22 protein-coding genes and 1 pseudogene are annotated in these 24,504 nt (G+C 62.8%); 18 read left to right on the forward strand and 5 right to left on the reverse strand.

The window, feature by feature from the left end; all coding sequences use genetic code 11:
• Positions 1-3: 3 nt before the first annotated feature.
• From IB266_RS07380 to IB266_RS31110, 3 genes and pseudogenes are all read right to left on the reverse strand, one after another.
• Entirely contained in the window at positions 4-1,173 is a 1,170-nt protein-coding gene (locus IB266_RS07380) for an efflux RND transporter periplasmic adaptor subunit (RefSeq protein WP_192260741.1), read from the reverse strand.
• Positions 1,174-1,274: 101 nt separating this feature from the next.
• Positions 1,275-2,030, reverse strand: coding sequence for a methyl-accepting chemotaxis protein (locus IB266_RS31105; protein ID WP_412548294.1), 756 nt, complete (start codon positions 2,028-2,030; stop codon positions 1,275-1,277).
• Between the two features lie 102 nt (positions 2,031-2,132).
• Positions 2,133-3,326, reverse strand: a pseudogene (locus IB266_RS31110) (HAMP domain-containing protein); the annotation flags it as partial.
• A gap of 479 nt (positions 3,327-3,805) precedes the next feature.
• Here IB266_RS31110 and IB266_RS07390 point away from each other — a divergent pair.
• The 4 genes from IB266_RS07390 (at position 3,806) to IB266_RS07405 (ending at position 9,527) form a co-directional block, all read left to right on the forward strand.
• On the forward strand, positions 3,806-5,254 hold the full coding sequence (locus tag IB266_RS07390) for an APC family permease (RefSeq protein WP_192260743.1): 1,449 nt from the start codon (positions 3,806-3,808) through the stop codon (positions 5,252-5,254).
• Between the two features lie 82 nt (positions 5,255-5,336).
• Positions 5,337-6,758: an aldehyde dehydrogenase family protein gene (locus IB266_RS07395; protein WP_192260744.1), complete on the forward strand. Its 1,422-nt coding sequence runs from the start codon at positions 5,337-5,339 to the stop codon at positions 6,756-6,758.
• A gap of 11 nt (positions 6,759-6,769) precedes the next feature.
• Positions 6,770-8,119, forward strand: a complete 1,350-nt coding sequence (locus IB266_RS07400) for an aminotransferase class III-fold pyridoxal phosphate-dependent enzyme (protein ID WP_192260745.1) — start codon at positions 6,770-6,772, stop codon at positions 8,117-8,119.
• A gap of 82 nt (positions 8,120-8,201) precedes the next feature.
• Positions 8,202-9,527, forward strand: a complete 1,326-nt coding sequence (locus IB266_RS07405) for a hypothetical protein (protein ID WP_192260746.1) — start codon at positions 8,202-8,204, stop codon at positions 9,525-9,527.
• Positions 9,528-9,683: 156 nt separating this feature from the next.
• Here IB266_RS07405 and IB266_RS07410 read toward each other — a convergent pair whose 3' ends face one another.
• Entirely contained in the window at positions 9,684-10,436 is a 753-nt protein-coding gene (locus IB266_RS07410) for an IclR family transcriptional regulator (protein WP_072410000.1), read from the reverse strand.
• Positions 10,437-10,709: 273 nt separating this feature from the next.
• Here IB266_RS07410 and IB266_RS07415 point away from each other — a divergent pair, with 273 nt between their 5' ends.
• The 10 genes from IB266_RS07415 (at position 10,710) to IB266_RS07460 (ending at position 21,083) form a co-directional block, all read left to right on the forward strand.
• Positions 10,710-12,251: an acetolactate synthase large subunit gene (locus IB266_RS07415; protein WP_192260747.1), complete on the forward strand. Its 1,542-nt coding sequence runs from the start codon at positions 10,710-10,712 to the stop codon at positions 12,249-12,251.
• A 10-nt stretch (positions 12,252-12,261) separates the two neighbouring features.
• Entirely contained in the window at positions 12,262-13,752 is a 1,491-nt protein-coding gene (locus IB266_RS07420; RefSeq protein WP_192260748.1) for an aldehyde dehydrogenase family protein, read from the forward strand.
• Between the two features lie 26 nt (positions 13,753-13,778).
• Positions 13,779-14,573 carry an SDR family NAD(P)-dependent oxidoreductase gene (locus tag IB266_RS07425; RefSeq protein ID WP_060742718.1) on the forward strand — a complete coding sequence of 265 codons (795 nt, stop codon included), beginning with the start codon at positions 13,779-13,781 and terminating at the stop codon, positions 14,571-14,573.
• A gap of 12 nt (positions 14,574-14,585) precedes the next feature.
• Positions 14,586-15,626, forward strand: a complete 1,041-nt coding sequence (locus tag IB266_RS07430) for a VPS10 domain-containing protein (RefSeq protein WP_192260749.1) — start codon at positions 14,586-14,588, stop codon at positions 15,624-15,626.
• A gap of 11 nt (positions 15,627-15,637) precedes the next feature.
• Positions 15,638-16,087, forward strand: coding sequence for a VOC family protein (locus IB266_RS07435; protein WP_060742716.1), 450 nt, complete (start codon positions 15,638-15,640; stop codon positions 16,085-16,087).
• A 13-nt stretch (positions 16,088-16,100) separates the two neighbouring features.
• Entirely contained in the window at positions 16,101-16,703 is a 603-nt protein-coding gene (locus IB266_RS07440) for an amino acid synthesis family protein (RefSeq protein ID WP_060742715.1), read from the forward strand.
• 26 nt (positions 16,704-16,729) lie between these two features.
• Positions 16,730-17,593: an alpha/beta fold hydrolase gene (locus tag IB266_RS07445; protein ID WP_192260750.1), complete on the forward strand. Its 864-nt coding sequence runs from the start codon at positions 16,730-16,732 to the stop codon at positions 17,591-17,593.
• Between the two features lie 2 nt (positions 17,594-17,595).
• Positions 17,596-19,203, forward strand: coding sequence for a bifunctional 3-(3-hydroxy-phenyl)propionate/3-hydroxycinnamic acid hydroxylase (locus IB266_RS07450; protein WP_192260751.1), 1,608 nt, complete (start codon positions 17,596-17,598; stop codon positions 19,201-19,203).
• Positions 19,200-19,961, forward strand: a complete 762-nt coding sequence (locus IB266_RS07455; protein WP_192260752.1) for a 2-keto-4-pentenoate hydratase — start codon at positions 19,200-19,202, stop codon at positions 19,959-19,961. Before IB266_RS07450 ends, IB266_RS07455 begins: the two co-directional genes overlap by 4 nt.
• Before the next feature lie 180 nt (positions 19,962-20,141).
• Positions 20,142-21,083, forward strand: coding sequence for a helix-turn-helix domain-containing protein (locus tag IB266_RS07460; protein WP_192260753.1), 942 nt, complete (start codon positions 20,142-20,144; stop codon positions 21,081-21,083).
• Between the two features lie 117 nt (positions 21,084-21,200).
• Here the strand turns inward: IB266_RS07460 and IB266_RS30865 are convergent, their stop codons facing one another.
• A complete protein-coding gene (locus tag IB266_RS30865) occupies positions 21,201-21,323 on the reverse strand; it encodes a hypothetical protein (protein WP_257720542.1) in 123 nt (40 codons plus the stop codon).
• Between IB266_RS30865 and IB266_RS07465 the strand changes: the two genes are divergently transcribed.
• The 4 genes from IB266_RS07465 (at position 21,322) to IB266_RS07480 (ending at position 24,444) form a co-directional block, all read left to right on the forward strand.
• Complete coding sequence (locus IB266_RS07465) at positions 21,322-21,990, forward strand: GntR family transcriptional regulator (RefSeq protein ID WP_192260754.1); 669 nt, start codon at positions 21,322-21,324, stop codon at positions 21,988-21,990. The genes IB266_RS30865 and IB266_RS07465 overlap by 2 nt on opposite strands.
• A gap of 76 nt (positions 21,991-22,066) precedes the next feature.
• A complete protein-coding gene (locus IB266_RS07470; protein ID WP_092165517.1) occupies positions 22,067-22,873 on the forward strand; it encodes an ABC transporter substrate-binding protein in 807 nt (268 codons plus the stop codon).
• A gap of 12 nt (positions 22,874-22,885) precedes the next feature.
• On the forward strand, positions 22,886-23,662 hold the full coding sequence (locus tag IB266_RS07475) for an amino acid ABC transporter permease (protein WP_060742708.1): 777 nt from the start codon (positions 22,886-22,888) through the stop codon (positions 23,660-23,662).
• Between the two features lie 2 nt (positions 23,663-23,664).
• Positions 23,665-24,444, forward strand: coding sequence for an amino acid ABC transporter ATP-binding protein (locus tag IB266_RS07480; RefSeq protein WP_192260755.1), 780 nt, complete (start codon positions 23,665-23,667; stop codon positions 24,442-24,444).
• The last annotated feature ends 60 nt before the right edge of the window (positions 24,445-24,504 follow it).

The following is a 24,504-nucleotide window of genomic DNA, read 5'->3' on the forward strand; positions in this document are numbered from 1 at the left end:
GGCTTAGTGTCCTGCCTGTGGCCCGGGAACCTGGGCGAAGGGGAGTGGAGCATCGTCTATCCGGACATGCTCGCCGGGACGGGCGTGTTGCAGGCCTTCGATGACGATGCGGTCGCCGGGTTTCAAACCGTGGGTGACGACCCAGCGATCGTTTTGCGCGGCGCCCAGTTGCACCGGTTGCTGGCTGACCTTCTGCTCGGCGTCCAGCAGCAACACCTGGGCAATGCCGGCGCTGTCGCGCAAGATGGCCCGTTGCGGCACGGTGATGCCCTGGCTGTTGACCGCCTGTTCCAGGCGCACGCGGATGAAACTACCCGGCAGCAGGTCCAGGTCGGGGTTGGGGAACTCGCTGCGCAGGGTGATCTGGCCGGTGCTCGGGTCGACGCTGAGGTCGGTGAACAGCAACTTGCCGGGCAGCGGATAAGGGCTGCCGTCGTCCTGGATCAAGGTGGCCTTGGCCTGGCCCTGGCCGACCGCTTGCAGTTGCCCTGCGCGAAAGGCGCGGCGCAGGTCATTGAGTTCGCGGGTCGATTGCGTGAGGTCGGCGTGGATCGGGTCCAGTTGCTGGATCAACGCCAACGGCGTGCTTTCGTTCTGCCCCACCAAGGCACCTTCCGTCACCAGGGCGCGGCCGATGCGCCCGGATATCGGCGCGGTCACCGTGGCATACCCGAGGTTCAGTTTCGCCCGTTCCACCGCGGCTTTGTTGGCGGCGACGTCCGCGGCCGTCTGGCGCACGTTGGCCCTGGCGTTGTCGTAGTCCTGGCCACTGATCGCCTTGTCATCGATCAATTGGGCGTAACGCTGTGCCTGCAAGCGGGCCTGGAACGCATTGGCCTCGGCCTTGCGCAACGCCGCCTCGGCACTGTCCAGGTCGGCCTTGAACGGCGCCGGATCGATGCGAAACAGCACCTCGCCTTGTTTGACGTCGCGGCCTTCGTGAAACACCCGCTGCAAGACCACGCCGGCTACCCGCGCACGGACTTCGGCGACCCGTGGCGCGGCGATCCGACCGCTCAGCTCGTTGCTGATCGACAGTGGCCGGGCCTGGACCGTTTCGACACGCACGCTTGCCAGCGGGGCGGAGGCTTGCGGGTTCGAGGCATTATCACAGCCACTGAGCAGCAGCGCGCCGACCAACAGGCCCAGTGTGACGAAAGGAATCTTGGACATGGTGCTTCCCCAATATTGAGCCGCCCATGGTAGGGGTCGAGGCCAATGCCAGGGGTGAAGCTTTGTAGGCGCTCTGTGAAATTGTGTAAGCGCACAGGCCACTAGATCCGGAAATGCCCCACCAACTGCTGTTGATGGTTGGCCATGGCATGCAACGAGTGGCTTGCCTGCGACGCTTCTTCCATCCGGCTGGTCAAGGTTTCGCTGATTGCGCGAATGTCGCTGACGCGATGGCTGATGTCTTCCACTACAGTGCTTTGCTCCAGGGCGGCGCTGGCGATCTGTTGGTTCATGTGTTCGATCACTTCCACGGCGTCGGTGATGTGTTGCAACGCCACATGGGTCTTTTCGACTTGGGCGACGCTGTCCTTGGCCTGTTCGCGGCTCAGTTGGGTGCTGTGCACGACCTCCTGGCTCAACTGTTGCAACGCTTCGATCACTGTGCGTATCTGCTCGACCGAGTTCTGGGTGTTGCTGGCCAGATGGCGAACTTCGTCGGCCACCACGGCGAAGCCGCGCCCCTGTTCACCGGCCCTGGCCGCTTCGATGGCGGCATTCAAGGCCAGCAGGTTGGTCTGTTGGGCAATAGCACAAATCACGTCCAGCACCTGGCCAATGTGTTGGCTGTTGCCGGCCAGCGCCTGCACTTGCTCGAGCGTGGTTTCCAGGCGCCGGTCGAGACTGTCGATGCTGGTGACTGCGTTGGCGAACAATTCCCGCCCCGATCGGCTTGCGTTTTCGGCGACGGTGGCGGCATCGGCCGCCTGGTGGGAATGGCGAGCCACTTCCTGGGCGCTGGTGCTCATTTCATGCAAGGCGGTCGCTGCCAGCTCGACTTCCCGGTACTGCGTGTGCATGCCGGCGCTGACTTCCCGGGCCACCCGTGCCGACGTATCGGCGGTGTTGCGGGTGTCCAGGGAGGCTTGCTGGATATCGCGGATAATGGGCTGCAACTTGTCGAGAAAACGGTTGAAGCCCCTGGCCAGATGGCCCAATTCATCGTGGCGGTCGTTGGGCAGGCGCTGGGTGAGATCGCCGTCGCCTTCGACAATCGCATCGAGCATATGCGCCACCCTCAGCAGTGGCCGGGTCACGCCGTAAGCGGTGAGCCAGATGAGCAACAGTCCCAAGCCGGCAGCCAGCAGGCCCAGGCTGAGGTTGAGCCAGTTGGCCTGGCGATACTTGTCGTCCAACTGCGCCTGCATGTGCAGGGCTGGCGCTTGCACAAGCGCTTCAGGCACGCGTATCTGCAATTGCCAGGGGCTATTGTCGGGAACGGTTTGCACGGCTTGCCGAACGTCGACCGAGGTGCCGTCAACCGTGCCGCTATGGCCGGCAACTTGCCCTGACGGGGAAAGAATGTTGATCTCGCTGTGGCCGGGATACAGGTCGTTGGCCAGGCTGGCGGCCAGTTGCTGGAGGGTATCGAGGCTGATGTCCATGCCCACCACGCCGATGACGTTGCCCTGGTCCAGCAGCGGTATGGAGATGCTGCTCATCAACGTCTTCTGGCCTTCGACCTCGATCGCGTAGGGCTCTGTCACGCAGGTGCGCCCCAGGGTCTGCGGGCAGACGTACCAGGCGTTGGCCGGCTCGCTGCCCGGTGGTGCGGTGTTGGCGCTGATCTGGGCTTCGCTGAGCACCTCCTGCACCAAGTGGCCGGGTTGGCTTTGCGACCAGTACAAGGCGAAGCGACCCTTTTCGTTGCCGGCCAGATCGCGCTGGCCAATGAAACCGGCATCTTCACCGACCAGCGCGTCGGGAAGCAGCACCACGTAGAAGCCGAGGACTTTTTCGCGGTTCTGGAGGGCTTGGCGGGTCGCGGCGATCAGGTCGCGGCGCAGTTGCCCCGGCGTCAATCGCCCGTTCCACGCCTGGGCGCGCAGTTGCAGGACCTGTTGGGCAAAACCTTCCCCATAGATCGCGGTTTCGCTGAAAAAGCGCTCCACCCGCTGACCGTGTGCCAGGCCCTGTGCCTGCAGGCCTTCCAGGGCCGAGCGCCCGAGCAGTTGACTGCTTTGCTGCTTGAGCAGCGTTGCGCCTTGCTGGTTCTGATACAGGGAGGTACCGGTCAATGCCCCGACGACGGCCAGCAGGCACAGCCCACTCAGGAGCGTGATCCGCCATTGGATAGAGAGACGAGCGAAGAACATGCTGAGATTTTCCTGCGCTTAGGGATTTTTATTGTTCTGTGCCCCGCACTGTTTGAACGGCGGGCGAGGCTATCTTGCGGCAGGAAGCGCTTGCCGGTTATCCCGAATCGGCAGCCGTTGTGCCCTGGCGTTGGGCAATGCGAGTCACTTAGGGCGACGACGTCCCTGTGGCGAGGGGATTTATCCCCGTTGGGCTGCGCAGCAGCCCCCCATACAAGCCAACTCAATCTATCTGAAACACCGAGTTGTTCAGCTTTTAGGACTGCTGCGCAGCCCAGCGGGGATAAATCCCCTCGCCACAGGGACTGACCTGTTTTGGGGCAGCGCTTTGGATGCTGCCGTTTTGGGATAGCGAAGGGTTTTGGCAAGGGCCTAGCATCGAATCCAGCGTGCAAGCAGAACAATAAGCTTTTGGACGTCGGCGAAACTGGCCGTCTCCGATCCAGCAACAACTGCCTCATACAATAAGGTCAAGAACAATGAGTGTATCTTTCCCGATCAGCAGCTCGACGGAGCTGAAGCGCGGCGCCCTGGGCGTCGGCTTCATCATCTTCTTTGTGATTTCGGCGGCGAGCCCCTTGAGCGTCATCGCCGGCGGCTTCCCCATCGGCATCATGCTGGGCAACGGCGCGGGTACGCCGGCGTTGCTGCTCCTGGCGCTGCTGGTGTTGCTGGCCTTCTCGGCGGGCTACACGGCCATGTCCCGGCACGTGACCAACGCCGGTGGTTTCTATGCCTTCACCTCCCGCGGCCTGGGTGGCCTGGCCGGTGGCGCGGCGGGGGTGCTGGCGATGTTCGCCTACAACATTCTCCAGGTCGGGCTGTACGGCATGTTCGGCGGCGTGGTCAGCGGCACGATGGCCAGTGTCTTTGGCCTGGATTTGCCGTGGTGGACGTATTCGCTCCTGGCGATGGCAAGCATCGCGATTCTCGGTTATCGCAAGATCGACCTGTCGGCCCGGGTGCTGTCGGTGGTGGTCATTGCCGAGTACCTGGCGATCCTGACGCTGGATTTCGCCATCCTCAAGACCGGTGGCGACAGTGGCATCAATCTCGATTCGTTCGATCGCAGCCATGTATTCAGCGGCACGCCGTCCATCGGCTTGCTGTTCTGCTTCGCGGCGTTCATCGGCTTCGAAGCCACCACCATCTACGGCGAGGAGGCGAGGAACCCGCACCGTACGATTCCCATCGCCACCTACAGCTCGGTGCTGTTGATCGGTGGTTTCTATGCCCTGTCGGTCTGGGCGATGGTGATTGGCGTAGGCGCGGACAAGATCGTACCGACCTTGCAGGCGCTCCAGGATCCCACCACGTTCATCTACGGCATGTCCGATCACTTTGTCGGCCCGCAGCTGACCCAGATCATCCGAGTGCTGTTCATGGTCAGCATCTACGCCGGACTGCTGGCGTTCCACAACGCCGCGGCGCGTTATTTCTATGCCATCGGGCGTGACGGTTTGCTGCACAGCCGGTTGGGCACCACCCATCGCGTGCACCAGAGTCCGCACATGGGCTCGGTCCTGCAAAGCCTGATCGCAGCGGTGGTGGTGCTGATCTTCGCCGCGCTGGACGCCGATCCGATCCTGCAATTGTTCGCCTGGTTCTCCAACCTGGCCACGTTGTGCGTGATCCTGCTCATGGCCCTGACCTCGGCGGCGGTATGGGTCTATTTCCGCTCGCACCCGGAGTTGAAGCTGGGGCTCTGGCGCGGACAGATTCTTCCGGGTTTTTCGTGCCTGGCATTGCTGGCGGTCCTGGCCCTTGCGGTGATGCATTTCGACGTGCTGACCGGCGCCAGCCAACTGTTGTCCTACGGCCTTTGCGCCGTCATTCCCGTCGCGCTGATTGTCGGGGTGTTCCTCGCCGCCCGATTGCGCAAGTGCTCGCCCGAGCGGTTCATGGCGTTGGGCAGCCACAAGCTCTAGGGCGCCACGCGACCACGTCAAACCACACAAAAAACTGCGCTGTCGTTCGGGACGGTCCGGCAGCGCGTGAAAGGAAGATGCTATGCACGATTATCAAATGCTCATCAATGGGGTTCGGATCGACGGCGAAAACGGCCACTTCGATGTGGTCAATCCGGCGACCGGCAGCGTGTTCGCCCGTTGCGCGGCCGGTTCCCTGGCCCAGCTGGACCTCGCCGTCGAAGCGGCGCAGTCGGCCTTTATCGAATGGCGATACAGCAGCCATGAAGATCGGCGCCAGCGCCTGCTGAGCATCGCGGCGGACATCGAACAGGACGCCGAGTCGTTGGCCCGGCTGATTGTCCTGGAGCAGGGCAAGCCGCTGGAACTGGCGTTTTCCGAGGTGATGGGCGCGGTGGCCTGGACGCGTTACGCCGCCGAACAACAGATCCCCGTGGAGTTGGTGGAGGAGACCCCGAGCCAGCGCATTGAACTGCACCGCAAGCCGTTGGGCGTCGTCGCATCGATCACGCCCTGGAACTGGCCATTCATGATCGCCGTCTGGCACATCATGCCGGCGTTGCGGGCCGGCAATTGCGTAATCAGCAAACCGTCGAGCCTGACCCCGCTGAGCACTTTGCGCCTGGTGGAGATCATTGCGCGCCATGTCCCTCGGGGCGTGATTAATAGCGTGACCGGCGAACAGGGTTTCGGCAGCGCGATGACTGCCCACGCCGGCATCCAGAAGATCGTCTTCACTGGCTCGACCGCCACCGGCCAAAGCGTGATGCGCGGCGCCGCGGGCAACCTCAAGCGCCTGACCCTGGAACTGGGCGGTAACGATGCCGCCATCGTGCTGCCCGGCACGCCTGTCGAGGCGGTGGCCGAAGACATTTTCCAGGCGGCCTTCCTGAACATGGGACAGACCTGCGCCGCCCTCAAGCGTTTGTACATCCACCAATCCCAGTACGAGGCCTTTGCCGAGGCCCTGACCGTTATCGCCAGGCGTCAGTTGGTGGGTGACGGCCTGGCGCCTGGGGTCACGTTTGGCCCGGTGCAGAACCTCGAACAGCTGATATTGGTTGAGGAACTGGTGGCGGACGCCCGTGCCCAGGGCGCGCGGGTGTTGTGCGGCGGTGCCCGCCTGGACCGCCCGGGCTTTTTCTATCCGCCGACGCTGGTCGCCGATGTGACCGACGGACAGCGCCTGGTGGACGAGGAACAGTTCGGTCCGGTGTTGCCCCTGATCGCCTATCAGGATGTCGAGGATGTCCTGCGCCGCGCCAATGCCGGCGACATGGGCCTGGGAGGGTCGGTCTGGGGCCGCGACAGCGAGCAGGCACAGGCATTGGCCAGTCGCCTGGAATGTGGCATGGCCTGGGTCAATTGCCATGCGCAGATCCAGCCGAATACGCCGTTTGGCGGCAGCAAGATGTCCGGGTTCGGCGTCGAGTTCGGCCTTGAAGGGCTGCTGGAGTTTACCGGCCAGCAACTGCTGTACGTACGCAAGCGTGAAACTGAGTGAGGACTGCAACCATGTACGAGCACTACAAGACAGCGCAGAAGAAGTTCTGGCACCCGATGAGTTCTTCGGCGCCAGCCAACCGCTCCAAGACGTTGATCATCGCCCGTGGCGACGGCAACTACATCACCGATATCGAGGGCCATCGCATGCTCGATGGTGTGGGCGGCCTCTGGAACGTGAACGTGGGCCATAACCGGCCCTCGGTGAAGGCGGCCATCGCCGCGCAACTGGACGAATTGGCCTATTACCAGACCTTCGACGGCATCGCCCATCCGCGGGTGTTCGACCTGGCCGAGCGGCTGACGTCGATGTTCGCCCAGGAAAACATGGCGCGGGTGCTATTCAGTTCCGGCGGTTCCGATGCGGTCGAGACGGCCCTGAAAATGGCCCGTCAATACTGGATCGCCAGCGGCGAGCCAGGGCGCACGCGTTTCCTGTCGTTGCGCAATGGCTACCATGGCGTGCACGTGGGCGGCACCTCCGTGGGCGGCAACGGGGTCTATCACTACAACCACGGGCCGCTGTTGGCCGGTTGTCATCTGCTCGATACGCCGTGGCTGTACCGCAATCCCTGGGACTGCCGCGATCCGGAGGAATTGACCGCTCACTGCATTCGCCAGTTGGAAGACCAGATCGCGCTGCTGGGGCCGCAGACCATTGCCGCGTTGATCGCCGAGCCGGTGCAAGGTGCCGGTGGTGTGATCGTGCCGCCGAGGTATGACTGGAAAAGGCTGCGTGAAGTCTGTGATCGCCACGGCATCTTGTTGATCGCCGATGAAGTGGTCACGGGGTTCGGCCGCACCGGCTGCATGCTCGGCAGTCGGGGCTGGGGCGTCGCGCCCGACGTGCTGTGCCTGGCCAAGGGTATCACCGCCGGCTACATCCCCATGGGCGCGACGGTATTCAACCAGCGTATCGCCGATGCCATCGAGAACGGTCCGGGTTTCAGCAGTGTGATCATGCACGGTTACACCTACAGCGGCCACCCGACGGCATGTGCGGCGGCCCTGGCGGTGCTGGACATCGTCGAAGCCGAGGACTTGCCGGGCAATGCCGGGAAAGTCGGTGCCCAATTGCTGGAGCAACTGCAGCCGCTGACCGAACGTTATGCGGTGGTGGGCGAAGTGCGCGGCAAGGGCTTGATGATTGCCGTGGACCTGGTGGCGGACAAGGTCACCCGCGAGCCGCTGGACCCGGCCAACGGCCTGGCCTCGCGTATCGCCGAGCAAGCGCGCCGCGCCGGCGTACTGGTGCGCCCGATAGGCAACAAAATCGTGATGTCGCCACCGCTGACCCTCACCTCCGATGAGGCCGCCATGATGGTTGGTGCGTTGGACGGCGCGCTCGCCGACTGCCGCTAGCCCGACCCGCCGGCGCAGCGTGCTGCGCCGGCTCCTGAATATAAAGACAGCCTTTGAAGGCGCACCACAAGGAGCTCCCGCCATGCGGAACCTATCGCGTATGGAATTTTTCGGCAGTGGCCTTGCCTGTACGCTGGCGCTCTGCGCCGCGAGTCAGGTCCAGGCCTATGAGTTGTATGCCGATGACGACACTCACTTCAACGCCGACATGCTGGCGGTGTTCGGCCATTTCAACAGCCGCAAGAACTACGACGGCAGGGCCGGCGGTTCAACCTGGCGCGAAGGCTTTATCAAGTATGGCGTCAGCGGCGACCAGGGCCTGGCCGGCCGTGGCACCGCCTACGGTGCGTTCAGCCTGGTCAGTTCCGCCACCTGGGGCGATGGCGACGCGGCCGGCAATACACTGGGCAGCGAGCGTACGACGAAGATCGAAGACGCTTACCTGGGCTGGCGCTCCGCCGATCTGTTCCCTGTGTTGGGGCAGGACGGTGTCGATATCTCCGGCGGTCGCCAGGTGGTCAAGCTGGGCAGGGGATTCTTGATCAACGATGATGGGCCGAACCTGGGTAAAGGGCCTGCCGATGGGCGCTTGAATCGCGGGGGTGCCTATTACCTGGCCGCCCGGCATGCGTTCGATCAGACCGCTGTATTGCGTCTGGGCGGGCAGGAGGGGCTGCATGGCAGTGCGGTCTGGCTCAAGTCCGACAACCGTGCCCAGGCCGAAACCGAACTGGCCGCTGGCACGCTGGACTACACCGCCAAGGCCGGGACCTTGGGCTTGACCTGGATCCATGGCCTTGATGTGAGCGACCAGTGGGCCAGCGCTTTCCAGAAGCAACGCAAGGGCATGGACGTCTACAGCATTCGTGGTGAAGGCGACGCGGGCATCGAGAACGTCAGCCTGGCATTCGAATACGCCTGGCAGGACAAGGACGCCGGCCCGCAGAACGCCTGGTACGCCGAGGCCGGCTATAGATTTGCCGATCTCGCCTGGGCGCCCAAGCTGACGTACCGCTACAGCCGCTATTCGCAGAAGTGGGATTCGCTGTTCACCGGGCAGAGCACGGGTTATGGCACGTGGTTCCAGGGTGAAGTCGCGGGCAATTATGCCGGGCCCTTCAACAGCAATACGGGCATTCATCATGTCGGCCTGACAGCCACACCGCTGGAGAACCTGACCCTCGGTGCGTTGTACTTCGATTACAACACCGTACGTAAAGACAACGCCCTGAACCTGGATGCCCGTGAGCTGGATGTGTATGCCGAGTGGGCCGTCAACGAGCATTTGATCGTCACCCCACTGATCGGCCTCTACAAGCCGGATCGGGATGCGACGACGGGGGGCAATCAAGTGACGGGCAATGGCACCAACGTGTACAGCCAGGTGACGGTGGCCGTGCCGTTCTGAGGCAGGAGTTGTTCGATAAAACCTTGTGGCGAGGGAGCTTGCTCCCGCTGGGTCGCGCAGCGGCCCCTCTCTTTGGGCCTGCTGCGCAGTCCAGCGGGAGCAAGCTCCCTCGCCACAGGGGGATCGTTTTTCTTGAGTGAGCAGTGTCTCTGTTGTTTAGCTGACCGCAGGCGGATGCTGCATCCGCTCGGCAATCCGCCGGGTCGTATCCATCACCATTTCAACCACGGTTTCCTGGCGCAGCAGTTTGAAGCTGTGGGTGCTGCCCACGGCCGAAAGGCTGCCCACCACCTCGTCGAGCTCCGGGTTGACGATCGGCGCCGCGATACCGGTGAGGCCCAGGTTGAGTTCGTCGTGGGTCATGCAATAGCCATCCTTGCGGATTTTTTTCGTGGCCTTGGAAAAGCTTGCCCAGTCATGGCCGCTGTCGGGGTCGTTGGCCAGGTGTTCTTCGAACAGGCGTTGCAGGCGCCGACCCTTTTGGAAGGCGATCAATACCTTGGATTGCGCACCACGAAAAAACGGCAGTGGTTGGCCGCGGCCGAATGAGAACTGGTAGGTGTCACTGGGTTCGGCGATGTAGGTGTTGATGATGCGGCCGTCGTAGAAAACGCTGGCGAACACCGCCAGGCCAGTGGCGTCGGACAGCTCGTGCATCAACTCGCGGCCTGCCACGAGGATCGGGTCGTACTGCCGCATCATCCAGTCCAGCTCAATGATGCGTGGCCCCAGGCCGTAGCTGCCGGCATCCACCCGCACCAGCAGGCCGGCATCGCACAAGTCCTTGACGTAGCGGTACACGGTCGCCCGTGAGAGGCCCATGCGCTCGGCGATGGTCTCGGGGTCGATCTTCAATGTGGCCGGGCCGAAAAGGTCCAGCACACTCAGCATTTTGCTCAGACTGCTCATTTCGCTCCTAAAGGGGGAATGGCGCGTAGGGGGTCGTTGGGTGAGCACTATAGGTAGCCGCGGCGCTGATGAAAAGCCCGCGCGCTCGCTCAGGAGCGCGTTATCACGGTAACTCAATGCTTGAGAAATACAAGCGGATTTCCAGTCGTTTACTCTCATAAAATATGCATTAATCTCAAAATATGATTTTAATGCATAAAAATAGCTTGTTTTGTCGATTGTGCTGTGTGATAAATCTCAGCCACTGCAAACGCTCGATGAAGAGGGCTGGAAATGAATGGTGCGCAACTGATAGTGAAGGCGGCGGTGGCAAGCGGTATCGAATACTGCTTCGCCAATCCCGGAACGACTGAAATTCCCCTGGTGGCAGCCATGGCCAGCGCGCCAGCCCTCAAGCCGGTGTTGTCCTTGTTCGAAGGGGTATGCACCGGTGCGGCGGACGGCTACGGCCGGATTGCCGGCAAGCCGGCGATGACCCTGACTCACCTCGGCCCAGGCTTTGCCAATGGCATTGCCAACCTGCACAACGCCCGTCGCGCCAACACCCCGATCGTCAACGTCATCGGCGATCATGCGTCCTGGCACGTCAATTACGATCCACCGCTGGCCAGTGACATCCAGGCCTTGGCCGGCAGCGTTTCCAAGTGGGTACGGACCTCGCGCACGGCGTCGGGCGTCGGTGAAGATTTCCAGGAGGCGGTGCGTGCCGCCTGGCAAGCCAACGGCCAGATCGCCAGCCTGATTCTGCCGATGGACCTGCAAGCCAACACCGTGCAGCACGAGAAAGCCTTCACGGCATTGCAGGCTCCGGTCCGGCGTTTTGCCGGTGACCGGGTCGAGGCGGTCGCCCAGGCATTGCGCGATGGTCGGCGCCTGGTGTTTATCGTCGGCGACCAAGGCTTGTCCGTCGCCGGCCTGGAAGCGGCGGGGCGCCTGGCGCAACTGCCGGGCGTGCGCCTGTTCGCCGAAACCTTTCCGCGCCTGAGTTATCGCGGCGGTGGCCTGCCAGACCTGGATCGCCTGCCTTACTTCCCCGAAGTGGCCATCGAGATCCTTGACCAATACGACGCGGTGGTCTGTGCCGGCGTCCCCGAGCCCATCAGTTACTTCGGCTACGAAGGCATTGCCTCCCGGCTGGCAGAGCGTGAACGCCTGCTGTGTCTGGCCGAGGTGGGGGACGACGTTGCCGGGGCGCTCACTGCGCTGGCCGATGCGCTTGAGGCGCCGGCTTACGTGCTTACGCCAACCGGTATCGAACTGCCGCCCGGCGAAGCCACGTTGACACCGCAATCGGTGGGCCAGGTGCTGGCCGCATCGTTGCCGGACGACTGCATCGTTTCGGTGGAAGGCGGCACGTGCGGCTATCCGTTCTTCACCGCTTCGGCCCATGCCGCACGGCATCGGGTCTTGACCAACACCGGTGGGGCCATCGGCCAGGGCATCCCGGTGGGCTTTGGCGCCGCCATGGCCGAGCGTGGCAACAAGGTGTTCTGCCTGCAATCGGACGGCAGTGCCCAGTACACCATCCAGACCTTATGGAGCATCGCCCGCGAGCAACTGCCGGTGGTGATCCTGATCGCGGCCAACCACCGCTACGCCATCCTGCAGAACGAGCTGCGCCGCTTCGGCATGACCGAGCTGGGCCCCGAGGCCCTGAGCCTGACGGTGCTGGACCGTCCACGCATCGATTGGAAGGCCCTGGCCAAGGGCTACGGCTTGCCGGCCAGCACTGTGCACACCAACGGTGAGTTGCAACGCGCCTTGGCCAACGCCAAGGCCGACGGTGGTCCTTGCCTGATCGAAATGGCGCTGTGAAGGAGCGGATATGAACCCGATTCAATTGTTACCTGCGGTCGAGAAGTTCCTGTCGCAACCGGGGCGTCTGTTTATTGGCGGCACTTGGCAGGACGCCGCCAATGGTCGCCGGTTTGCCGTGGAAAACCCGGCCACTGAACACACCCTGGCTGAAGTCGCCGAAGGTGGCGAACGTGACGTGGATGCCGCCGTCGCTGCCGCCCGCGCGGCCTTCACGGGGACCTGGGCACAGCAGTCCCCGGCCCAGCGCGGGTTGCTGCTGTTTCGCCTGGCGGAACTGCTCGACCAGCATCGCGAAGAGCTGGCGCAACTGATCACCCTGGAAAACGGCAAGCCGATCGGTGCGGCCCGGGGCGAAGCGGCCAGTGCGGCCAATATCATTCGTTACTTCGCCGGTTGGCCGACCAAGATCGAAGGCAGCACGCTGCCGGTGTCGCCCTCCAGTGGCGCGCCGATGCTCAATTACACCTTGCGCGAGCCGGTGGGCGTCTGCGCGTTGATCGTACCGTGGAACTTCCCGCTGACCATGTGCGTGTGGAAACTCGGCCCGGTGCTGGCGACCGGTTGTGTCGCGGTGCTCAAGCCCGCCGAGCAGACGCCCCTGGTTGCCATTCGCCTGGTGCAGTTGATCGAGGCCGCCGGTTTCCCGGCCGGGGTGGTCAACCTGCTCACTGGCCTGGGTGCGCAGACCGGTGCACCGCTGGCCCAGCACCCGGACGTGGACAAGATCGCCTTCACCGGCTCGACCCAGGTGGGACGACTGATCGCCCAGGCGGCCACTGGCAACATGAAGAAGGTCTCCCTGGAACTGGGGGGCAAGTCCCCCAACATCATCCTGCCGGACGCCGACATTGTCCGGGCCGCCAAAGGCGCCGCCGATGGCATTTTCTACAACCAGGGCCAGGTTTGCACCGCCGGATCGCGTCTGTATGTGCACGCCAGCGTTCTCGACCAGGTGCTTGAAGAACTCCAGCACCACGCGGCCGCCCATGTATTGGGGCCAGGCCTGGATCCGGACAGCAGCATGGGCCCGCTGGTTTCGGCCCGGCAATTGGGCACGGTGCGTGGCTACCTGCAACGGGGCCAGGAAGAGGGCGCCGAACTGATCTGCGGCGGTGATCGGCCGGCCCACCTGGAGCGCGGTCATTTCATCCGCCCCAGCGTGTTTCTCGACCGCGCCGAGCGCGCCTGTGTCGCCCGGGAAGAAATCTTCGGCCCGGTACTGACCGTCATGAGCTGGACCGAAATCGATGAACTGGTGCTGCGTGCCAACGACTCGCCTTACGGCCTGGCGGCGGGTCTCTGGACCCGTGACTTGCGCTCCGCCCATCGCGTGGCGGCGCAGTTGAAGGCCGGTTCGGTGTGGATCAACTGCTGGAACGTCGTCGACCCGGCCTCGCCATTTGGCGGCTACAAGCAATCCGGCTGGGGTCGGGAAATGGGTAAGAACGTGATCGATGCCTACACCGAAACCAAAAGTGTCTTCGTCGATCTGGCCTGAACCGAATAATCACAAGAGGAACTGCTATGGATCTGGAATTGCAAGGCCGCGTGGCGATCGTCACCGGCGGCGGTATGGGCATCGGCAAGGAAGTCGCGCGCTTTTTGTCCCAGGAAGGTTGCAAGGTAGTGATCTGTGCGCGACGCATGGAGTTTCTCCAGCAAGCCGCCGAGGAAATCACCGCCGAGACCGGCAACGAAGTGCTGCCGCTGTACTGTGACACCAACCAGATGTCGGCGGTGTCCGACATGGTCGAGGCAGCCCACAAGCACTTTGGCCGCATCGACATCCTGGTCAACGGCGCTGCGGCACCGTCCGGCGTGGTGCGCAATGACATCGAACATGCCGGCGACGACGAGTTGCTCTCGGACCTCAACACCAAGGTGATCGGCTATTTCCGTTGCGCCAAGGCGGTGACCCCGCACATGAAGGCCGGTGGCTTCGGTCGCATCATCAACATCGGTGGCTTGACCGGGCGTGGCAGCAAGGTGCTCTCGGGCATGCGCAACCTGGCCATCGCCCACATGACCAAGACGCTCTCCGACCAACTGGGCCCTTCCGGCATCACCGTCAACCTGATCCACCCCGGTGTGGTCGACACCCCGCACATCCAGGAGCTGTACGAGCGCGAAGGGGTCAAGCAGGGCAAGACGCCTGAGCAGGTGGAGCAGGGCTACATCGACGCGACGCCGATCCGGCGCACCCTGGCGCCCATCGAAATGGGCTGGCTGATCGGTTTCCTCGCATCCCCCAAGGCGGGCGCCGTGACCGGGGAATCCATTGGCATCGACGGCGGCTTGACCCGTGGCATCTTCATTTGAGGAGCAGCAGTGATGAGTAACGGAACCCTTTTGGTTGCCACCGTAGGGCAAGCGGTGATCCGCAGCGCCGACGATGGCCGTACCTGGCATCGCCTGGGCCTGGGCCAGGACCTGGAATTCGATGCGATCACCCGATCCCTGAGTTTCCATCCGGCTACGCCCGAGGTGATCTATGCCGGCACCGACGTCGGCCTGTGCATCAGCCGTGATACCGGCGGCTATTGGCAGCGGGTGGATTCGCCGTTCAACGGGCAGACCGTCTGGAAGGTGGCGGTGGATCCCCAGGATGCACAGCGTATTTTCGTGGGCACCGGTGCGCCTTCGCGCGCCGTGCTGTGGCGCACCCTCGACGGTGGCCAGCACTGGGATCGCGCCCCCGTGGAGATCCCGGAGTTCTGCGACGGCGTCAGTCGTCCACGCCTGCTGGCTTTCGCCTACGATCCGACGGACCGCAACCAGCTCTGGTTCGGCCTGGAAGAGGGCGGGTTGTTCCACAGTCGCGACGGGGGCGATAGCTGGACCCGTGTCGATGATCGCTTGTTGTGGGACTTCAACTCGGACGTGCACAACATCGTGGTCCTGCCCAACCATGGGCAAAAGGTCATCGTCGTGGTGTGCGTCAACGCCGTTTACCGCAGCCTCGACGAGGGGCAGACCTGGACCGGCATCGTCGCCCGGGAAGCCTTCGGTCTGTATTACGTGCGCGCCATGAATGCACCGTTGGGCGGCGAGGATACGCTCTACCTGAGCATCTCCGACGGCACCCCAGGCACGACCAGCAAGGTCCTGGTTTCCCGGGATGCCGCCCTCAGTTGGGAAGTGCTGCCGCTGCCGCAACAACCCAACTCCTGTGTCTGGGCGATTGCCTTGAACCCTGCCGACCCTCGCCAGATCGTCGCCGGCACCAAGTACGGGCATCTGTTCACTTCCGAGAACGGCGGTGACGGCTGGCAGAAGCAGTGGCGTGAGTTCAGTGAAATCGCTGATGTGCTCTGGACGCCCGCCGTGGCGCAAATCAAGTCCGGGCATCAATCCATCATCAAGAAAAACTGAGGTATCGCGCGATGAAAGTCGAAGTCGTTCGTACTCACCTGTCGTTGTTCGTGAGCGACCCGGAAGTGTCGGCCCGTTGGTACGCCGATGTGCTGGGCATGCATGAAAGCGCCCGGGGTGAAAGCTGGATCATGATGGCGTTTGGTGCCAAGCATCACGACATCGCGTTGCTCCGCGCAGAGCCCGGGGCTCACCAGGGCGGCCTGGGTTTGCAGCACTACGGGCTGGAGATCGCGGGCGACATGACCACCCTGCGCAAGCTCTACGGCATGTTGCTGAACAAGGGCGTCGAGGTGGTGAAGATCACTGACCACGAGATCGGCAACGGCGTGTACTTCAACGACCCCGATGGCAATCGCATGGAGTTTTTCCTCGAGTCCGAACACGACGACGAGCGCGGCAAGGCCCGCTTCAAGGCCGCTGGGGCCCCCAGCCGGCATTTCGATCTCGACCCACTTTAAAGAGGCAAGTCTGATGAAAACCGCAAATTTCGCCAGTTACCACATCCGCAAATGGTACAGCTTCGTCGAGGAAACCCTGGCCAACGAAACCGGCCAGTTGGCCGATGGCGAGCCGCTGTTCAAGTACGCCATTGGGGCGGTGATCGCCAACCCTTATGCCGGACGTTTCAGCGAAAGCCTGGCCGAGTTGATAGAGCCGTCACCCTTGCTGGGCCAGGAGTTTGGTCGGCGTATCCAGGCCCTGGCCGGCGAGCGTGAGATTGTCAGTTACGGCAAGGCGTGCCTGGTGGGCAGCCAGGGCGAGTACGAGCACGGCAATGCGTTGCTGACCAATCCGGCGGCGGATCCGATCCGTGTCGCATTGGGCGGTGGCAAGTCCTGGGTGCCCTCCACCGGCAAGCGTGGCGGGCCTGGCGTGACCATCGACGTACCGCTGGCCCACAAGGACGCGCTGTATGTACGCTCCCATTACGACAGCATTTCCCTGTCGTTCGGCGATGGTCCCTCGGCCGACGAGTTGATCATCATCTGGGCCTTCGCCACGCGCGGGCGTTTGCATGCACGTCTGGGTGGTCTGCAGGCCGCTGACGTCAAGGGCAATGACGGCCTGTATTGAGGTGCGCTGACGTGGGAAGCCAACGAATGTCTGCAAACAGCCAGTTCTTCACCAATCGTTCGGGGATGCGCCTGCACTACTTGTCGTGGGGCAATGCGTCAGGCATTCCCGTGCTGTTGCTGCATGGGCTGCGGGCCTATGCCCAGACCTGGGCGTCCCTGGCCAATGCTTTGGGCGAGCAATTCTGTTGCCATGCCCTGGACCAGCGCGGCCGTGGCGACAGCGATTGGGCAGAGGCTTCCAGCTACCGGACCGAAGCCTATGTCAGCGATCTGGAAGATTGGGTCACGCACCTGGGGCTGGAGCGTTTCGTCCTGGTCGGGCATTCCCTCGGCGGCACCAATGCGCTGGAGTATGCCCGGCTCAATCCTGGACGTCTGCAAGCCCTGGTGATCGAAGACATCGGCCCCGGCTCGTCGATCAGCGGCGAAGGTGCCGAGCGCATCCGTCGCGAAATGAACCAGACGCCCCTGTCGTTTCCCGACTGGGAAAGTGCCGCGCAATTCTGGCGCCGCTCACGTCCCGGTCTGTCCGCCCAGGGGCTGGCGTCCAGGTTGACCCATTCGATGAAGGAAACCCCGACAGGCATCGGCTGGCGTCATGATCAGGCCGGAATTGCCCAGGCGCGCCTGAGCATCACCCCGACCGATCTGTGGCCGGCGGTCCGGGCACTGGATTGCCCGACGCTGTTCATCCGTGGCGCGCGTTCCGATTTTCTGCCCGAGGCGACCCTGGAGGCCATGAAGGAGGCCAATCCACGCGTGCATACAGCGCAAATCGCCGACGCCAGCCATTATGTCCATGACGACCAGGAGGACACGTTCAACCGTGTCGTCATGGATTACTTGCACGACCAATGCCTAAAACCACAACAACAAAGCGGTGAATAACGATGAAGCAGGAGAAGACCCAGGTTGTCATCGTGGGCGGCGGCCCGAACGGGATCACGGCCGCTCATTACATGGGGCTGTACGGTATCGACTGCATCGTCCTGGAATTGGCTGACGGCGTCCTGCCGTATCCCCGCGCGGTGGGCATGGATGACGAGGCGCTGCGGGTGTTGCAGGGCATCGGCATCGCCGAGCTGGCCGCGCGCGACATGATCTGCAACGTGCCCCTGCGTTACTACAATGCGCGAGGCGTCTGTTTTGCCGAGGTCAAGCCGAGCACGGCGAACTATGGCTGGCCGATGCGCAACATCTTCATGCAACAGTTGCTTGAAACGACATTGCGCGAGCAGTTGGGCAAACACGCCAGTGTCGAGTTGCGCCAGGGCCATGAAATGCTCGACCTGGAGCAGGATGCCGAGGGCGTGACCTTGCAGGTGCGCGATGCCCGGGGCGAGCTCTATCAACTGCAGGCGCAGTACGTGATCGGTGCCGATGGCGGACGCTCCAGCGTGCGCAAGAAACTCGGCATCGAACTGCTGGGGCTGACCCATCCGCGCAAATGGGTGGTGATCGATACGGCCAACGACAGCCTGGATGCACCTTATACGGCGTTGCATGCCGACCCCCAGCGACCTTTCGTCTGTATCTACCTGCCGTATCAGCAGCGGCGCTGGGAGTTCATGCTCCTTGAGGGCGAAGACGAAACCCGGATGTGCGAAGAAGCGACGATCCGGGACTTGATCCGTGGGCATATCGGCGACGCGGTCGACCAACTGGAAATCATCCGGATCCGCGCCTACACCCACAACTCCCGGGTCGCGGCGCGCTTTGTCCAGGGCCGTGTGGCATTGGTGGGGGACGCGGCGCATATTTCCCCGCCCTGGGCCGGGCAGGGGCTCAATTCGGGCTTGCGTGATGTGGCCAACGTCAGCTGGAAGCTCGCCGCGATTCTCCAAGGGCGGGCGTCGCCGACGATCCTGGCCAGCTACGACCAGGAGCGCCGTGGGCATGCGACCGATCTCATCGCGTTGGCCGACAACATGGGCGCCGTCCTGGGGCTGACCAACCCGTTGATGGCGGGTGTACGGGACTGGTTGTTCCAGGCCGTCAACAGCGTCGACAACCTGCGTTCGCATTTGCTGGAATTCAAGTTCAAACCCAAGGCGACCATCACCAAGGGCCTGGTGTATCACGAGCGCGCCGAGCTGCATGAGGATGATCTGGTCGGGCAGTTGTTCATCCAACCGTCCATCGAAGATGCCCAGGGCCAGCGCCGACGCCTGGACGAGGTGCTGGGGCATTCCTATGCAGTGCTGGGGTATCGGGTCAACCCGAACGAACAGCTCAGCGAAGAAACCGCCGCCTGGTGGGCGCGCTGGGAGACGCGCTTCATCCAGATCAATCGCTCGCGCAGTGGCGTGGGGCGCAACCAACCCTTGTCGGCCAGCGGGGCCATTTGTGTCGAGGACGTCGACAACCGCCTCGGCGAATGGTTTTCCAAAGTGCGTGATTGTGTCGTGGTGGTGCGGCCGGATCGGTTCGTTGCCGCGATCACCACACCCGAGCGGCTCGAGGGCGTGTTGCGCAAACTGGCGGAGCAACTCTCATGAGGCGCGAAGATCATCTGTTGGTCCGGCTTCACGATGCCGCGCAGACCGTGCACGCCTTGCCTTCGTTGGAACCACAGGCCGTAGACCTGCCGACGGGCTACACCTTGCAGCGCGAGGCGCTGCGTCGGCGCCAGGCCGGGGGTGAGCGGTTGAGCGGATGGAAAGTGGCCTTCGCCGGCCGCGCCGCCCAGGACCGTTTCGGTATTGATGAGCCGGTATTGGGCGCACTGACCGATGCCATGGTCGTGGAACCCGGCCATGGGGTGTCGCTTGCGCGGCTGATCCAGCCGAAGTTGGAAATCGAGCTGGCGTTTGTCCTGGGGCGTACGCTGGTGCCCGGTTTCTACAGCGACGAGGACATCCTCGCCGCCATCTCCGAAGTCGCGCCGGCATTCGAAATTGCCGATTGTCGCTGGCAGGGCTGGCGTTTCGGCGTCGGCGCGTTTCTTGCCGACAATGCCGCCGCGGGGCTGTATTGCCTGGGGCCGCGGGTCAGGTTCCATCCCGAGCAATTGGCCCACCTGAACTATCGCTTGGCGTGCGATGGGGTGCCCTGTGGCGAGGGCAATGCCCAGGCGCGCGAAGACACGCCCCAGGCCAACCTGTGCTGGCTGGTCCGGCGCTTGCTGGCCGACGGGCAGTGCGTTGAAGCGGGCCAGGTGGTGCTGTCCGGCGCTTTGTTGGCACCGTTGGAGATCAAGGCCTCCGAGTACCGGTTGTACATGCTTGGCATGGAACTGGCTTTGGTTTTCCGGTAGGAGCTGCCGAAGGCTGCGATCTTTTGATCTTTTGATCTTTTTTTCTTTCGCTTGGGATTCAAGTGTCTGGGGGAAGATCGCAGCCTCGTTGCACTCGACAGCTCCTACACAGCTCCTATGCAGTTTCTATGCAGCTTTACGCATCAGGGTTAAGTACAGCGCCACCGAGGAACAATGATCATGTTCGCCGAAGTCCGTACCTTCAATGATCCTCAGCAACACGCCGGTTCGATCCTGGGCTGGCAACAAGTCTATGACCAGCTCGGGCGTGGATGTCTTTCCAGCGAGCTGCGCCAGGTGTGCGCCGAACGTTTCCAGATCTTCCAGGAGGTGCTGGATAAACGCGTGGTGCAGCACGGTTGCGCGCCAAAAGGGCGCTTGTGCATTGCCATGTCGCTGGGCGGTACGCCGGTGGTCCAGGGGCACCAGGTGGGCGCCCACAGCGTCGTGTTGTTGCGCGATGGCGAGGACTTCGTCTTGCACGCCCCGGAGGGCATGCATTTCTTCGCGGCCAATGTCGACACGGTGCGGTTCGCCAAGCTGGCGGCCTACGAACTGTCGAGCGAACAGCTCAAGCGTTTGAAAAACGTGTCCCAGGTCAGCGTGGATGAGGTGGTACTGCGCCGCGTGCAACAACGCATCCACCCACTGTTTCGTCGTCTTTTGGAACAGGCGGACGCCGTCAATCCCGCCTCGGAAAAGATCCTCGAAGACGTTCTGCTCAATGCCTTTCTCGACCTGTTCAGCCACGCCTCGGACGAGGTGCGTGGCCGACGCGGCAATTTTGCCGTCAGTGCCTACCTGGTCAAGCGTTGCCAGGAGCTGGTCGTCGCCAGTGCCGAGGTGCCCTTGAGCATTCTCGACTTGTGCGAGCAATTGCGGGTCAGCCGCAGGACCCTGCAGAACAGTTTCCAGGCGGTGACCGGGATGCGCCCGGTGGAGTACCTGCGCAACCTGCGGCTCAATGCCGTGCGCCGCCGTTTGATCACGACCCATGCGGCGGCGCAGAACGTCAGTGAGATCGCCGTGGAGATGGGGTTTTTCCACCTGAGCCATTTTGCGTTCCATTATCGGGCGCTGTTTGGCGAGTCACCTTCGGATACGCTCAGGGCGCCGGCATGATGAGCCGCCGTTTAGGGTGTTACCGAAGCGCCATCCTTCACCTATAAAGCGCAGTCGCTGAGCTGTTTGGTAGCAAACGGCTGCAGCCTGGCCTGTGGCAGGGCTCACGGCAGCCAGTCACTTTTCCTCGGTAAATTCCTTCAAATCAAACGCTTGCACGATTGCGTGAGAAGTTGGCACGCATTCTGCCTTTTTGAATCCATGGATAATTGGATACAAAAATGCAGAAGGTGCTGCCATGCAATTTGCTCCGACATACGCTGAACGCCCGCCCATGACCGCCGAGGAGGAGGCCTACAACTTCCTGCTCGATGCCATTTGTGGCGGTCGGTTACGCAAGGGCGACCGGCTGATCGCCGAGGACATTGCCAACGAGATCGGCATGAGCCGGATGCCGGTGCGCGAGGCCTTTCGCCGTCTGGATGCTCAGGGCCTGGTGACCCTGCGGCCCAATCGCGGGGCGATTGTCAGCGGCCTGGACATCGATGAGCTGCACGAAGTCTTCGAAATGCGCAGCGCCCTGGAAGGCCTGGCGGTCCGTGTCGCGACAGCGCGAATTGGCGAGCGCCAGTTGGTCGCCTTGGAGCGCTTGCTGGACGAGATGGACGACTACCGCGAGGAAAGTGCCGAGTGGATCAGCCGCCATCGCGCCTTCCATGAGTACCTGTGCAGCCTTAGCGGTCGCCCGCGACTGCTCAAGCAGATCAGCGCGCTTTATTCCCTGATCGAAGCGCCCATGCGCCTATGGCTGCAGCATGTGGAAAAGCCCCTGAGTGCGCGTCAGGAGCACATGTTGATCCTCGATGCCCTGCGTGCGGGCGATGCCGAGAAGGCCGAGGCGGTGGTGCGTGGGCACATCGAAGGCACCGTTCCTGAATTGATCGAGTTCCTGCAATCGAAAAAATAACGAGAGCAGGCCCCGAACCTGCCCGTGTTCTGACTTTGAGTACTGCCCGTTACCTACTGAACTGGAGTGTCTGGTCATGCATAAGCCTCGCCTGTTGGTTGCCGCTTTATCCTTGGGTTTCTGTGCGCAGTGGGCGGTTGCCGCGCCCGTTGTCCCGGAGCGTTTGCTCAAGGTCGACAAACTCGTCTACTGCTCAGGCATGGATTCGCCGCCGCTGGTGTCTTTTGACGAGGCGCAGAAACCCAAGGGATTGACCGTTGACCTGGGGCTGGAAATCGCCAAGCGCCTGGGTGACAAGAAGGTGGAGTGGCGGGTCATTCCCTTTTCCGGATTGCTCCCCGCGTTGCTGGCCCGCCAGTGCGACATGATCGTCGATCAGCTGTTTGACAAGCCCGAGCGCCGCGAGGTGATCGACATCGTCAACTACATGTATTCCAGCCAGGCGGTGGTGGTGCCCAAGGGCAATCCGAAGGGCCTCAAGACACTGCCGGATCTCTCCGGGCACAAGGTCGCGGTGCTCAACGGTTCCACCATCAAGACCCTGCTCGACGCCGAGAACGAAACCCTGGCCAAGGCCGGCAAGCCGGCGATGAAGCTGGTGGTCTACAACACCGACACCGATGCCTTCCAGGCCCTGCGCATCAGCCAGGTCGACGCCTACGGTACCACCGTGGAAACCGCCGGTTACTACGCGGCCATGGCGCCCGACCTGTTCGAGGAAGGCGTGCCGGCCTTCAGCCGGATCCTCACCGGCCTGGGCATTCGCAAGGACGATCCGCAACTGACCGCCGCCGTGCAGCAGGTGATCGGCGATATGCGCAGCGATGGCAGCTACAGCCAACTGCTTGGCAAATGGCATGTCGCCAGTGACACACTTGATTGAGGTGAACCATCGATGAATTTCAATTGGGATGTGTTCTGGCAGTACCTGCTGCAGCCCAGTGGGGTGTACCTCACCGGGCTTTGGCTGACCTGCCTGATCAGTGTGCTGGCGATGCTGCTGGGCTGTGCCCTGGGGCTGGCCGCCGCGTTGCTGCGGTTGTCGAGCAACCCCTTGCTGCATTTGCCGGTGCGTTTTTACGTGTGGCTGATGCGCGGCACGCCGTTGCTGGTGCAGATCGTCTTTCTCTACACCGCGCTGGCCGCCGGCGGGATTTTCCGCTTCGAAGACATCGACCTGTTCGGCCTGGTGATCCCCGGCAATATCCAGGCGGCGATCATTGCCCTGGGCCTCAACGAGGGGGCCTACATGGCCGAGATCATCCGCGCCGGCATCGGCGCGGTGGACAAGGGCCAATACGAGGCCGGACGTTCCCTGGGCATGACCTTCGCCAAACTGATGCGCCGCATTGTCCTGCCTCAGGCGTTCCGGGTCATCGTTCCGCCGCTGGGCAACGAGTTCAATGTGATGCTCAAGAACACCACGCTGGTCAGCGTGATCGGCGTCCAGGAACTGTTGCTCAGTACCCAGATGGTCACGTCGGCGACGTTCCGGGTGTTCGAGCTGTACCTGGTGGTGGCGATCTACTTCCTGTTGCTGACCACGTTGTGGGGCTTTTTCCAGCGCTGGCTGGAGACCCGTTTCGGCCAATCGGATCGGCCTTCGTCGCCACCGCCGGCGTCGACGCGAATGTTCGGTCGCAGCACCTTGAACCTGCTGAGGGCACGTTAACCATGGCGCATAAAAGCGAAGAGCTGATCATCGAGGCGCTGGACGTTCACAAGTCCTTCGGCGAGCTGCAGATTCTCAAGGGCATTTCCCTGCAAGTGCGGCGTGGCGAAGTGGTGGTGCTGATCGGTGCGTCGGGCTCCGGCAAGACCACTTTCATTCGTTGCATCAATCTGTTGGAAGACATCCAGGGCGGACGCATCCGCGTCAATGGCCGGGCCATGGGGTACCGCGAGCGGGCCGACGGCAGCCTGGTGCGTGAGTCGGAGCGCAACATCGCCCGGCAGCGGCGGGACATTGGCATGGTGTTCCAACGCTTCAACCTGTTCCCCCACATGACCGCCCTGGAGAACATCATCGAGGCGCCCATCCAGGTGCTCGGGGTGTCGCGTGCCGCTGCGTTGGAACAGGCCCGCGGGTTGCTGGAGCGGGTCGGCCTGGCGGACAAGGCCGATCACTACCCGTCGATGCTCTCCGGCGGCCAGCAACAGCGGGTGGCGATTGCCCGGGCCCTGGCCATGAAACCCCAGGCCATGCTGTTCGACGAGCCCACCAGTGCCCTCGACCCGGAGACCGTCGGCGAGGTGCTGCAAGTGATGAAGGAGTTGGCCGAGGAGGGGATGACCATGGTCGTGGTGACTCACGAGATGGGCTTCGCCCGGGAAGTGGCCGACCGTGTGGTGGTCCTGGACCAGGGCGAGCTTATCGAGCAAGGTCCGCCGGAGCAGATCTTCTGTCACCCCATTCACCCGCGGACCCGGGCTTTCCTCAGCCGGGTGCTATGACCCCTGCAAGATTGTCTAGCCCCCTGAGTCCGGTCAATCAATTCCCGTATTGAAGAGTCT

The sequence above is a fragment of the Pseudomonas sp. Pdm06 genome, from assembly GCF_014851795.1.
GTDB classification, from domain to species: Bacteria; Pseudomonadota; Gammaproteobacteria; order Pseudomonadales; family Pseudomonadaceae; genus Aquipseudomonas; species Aquipseudomonas fluorescens_AA.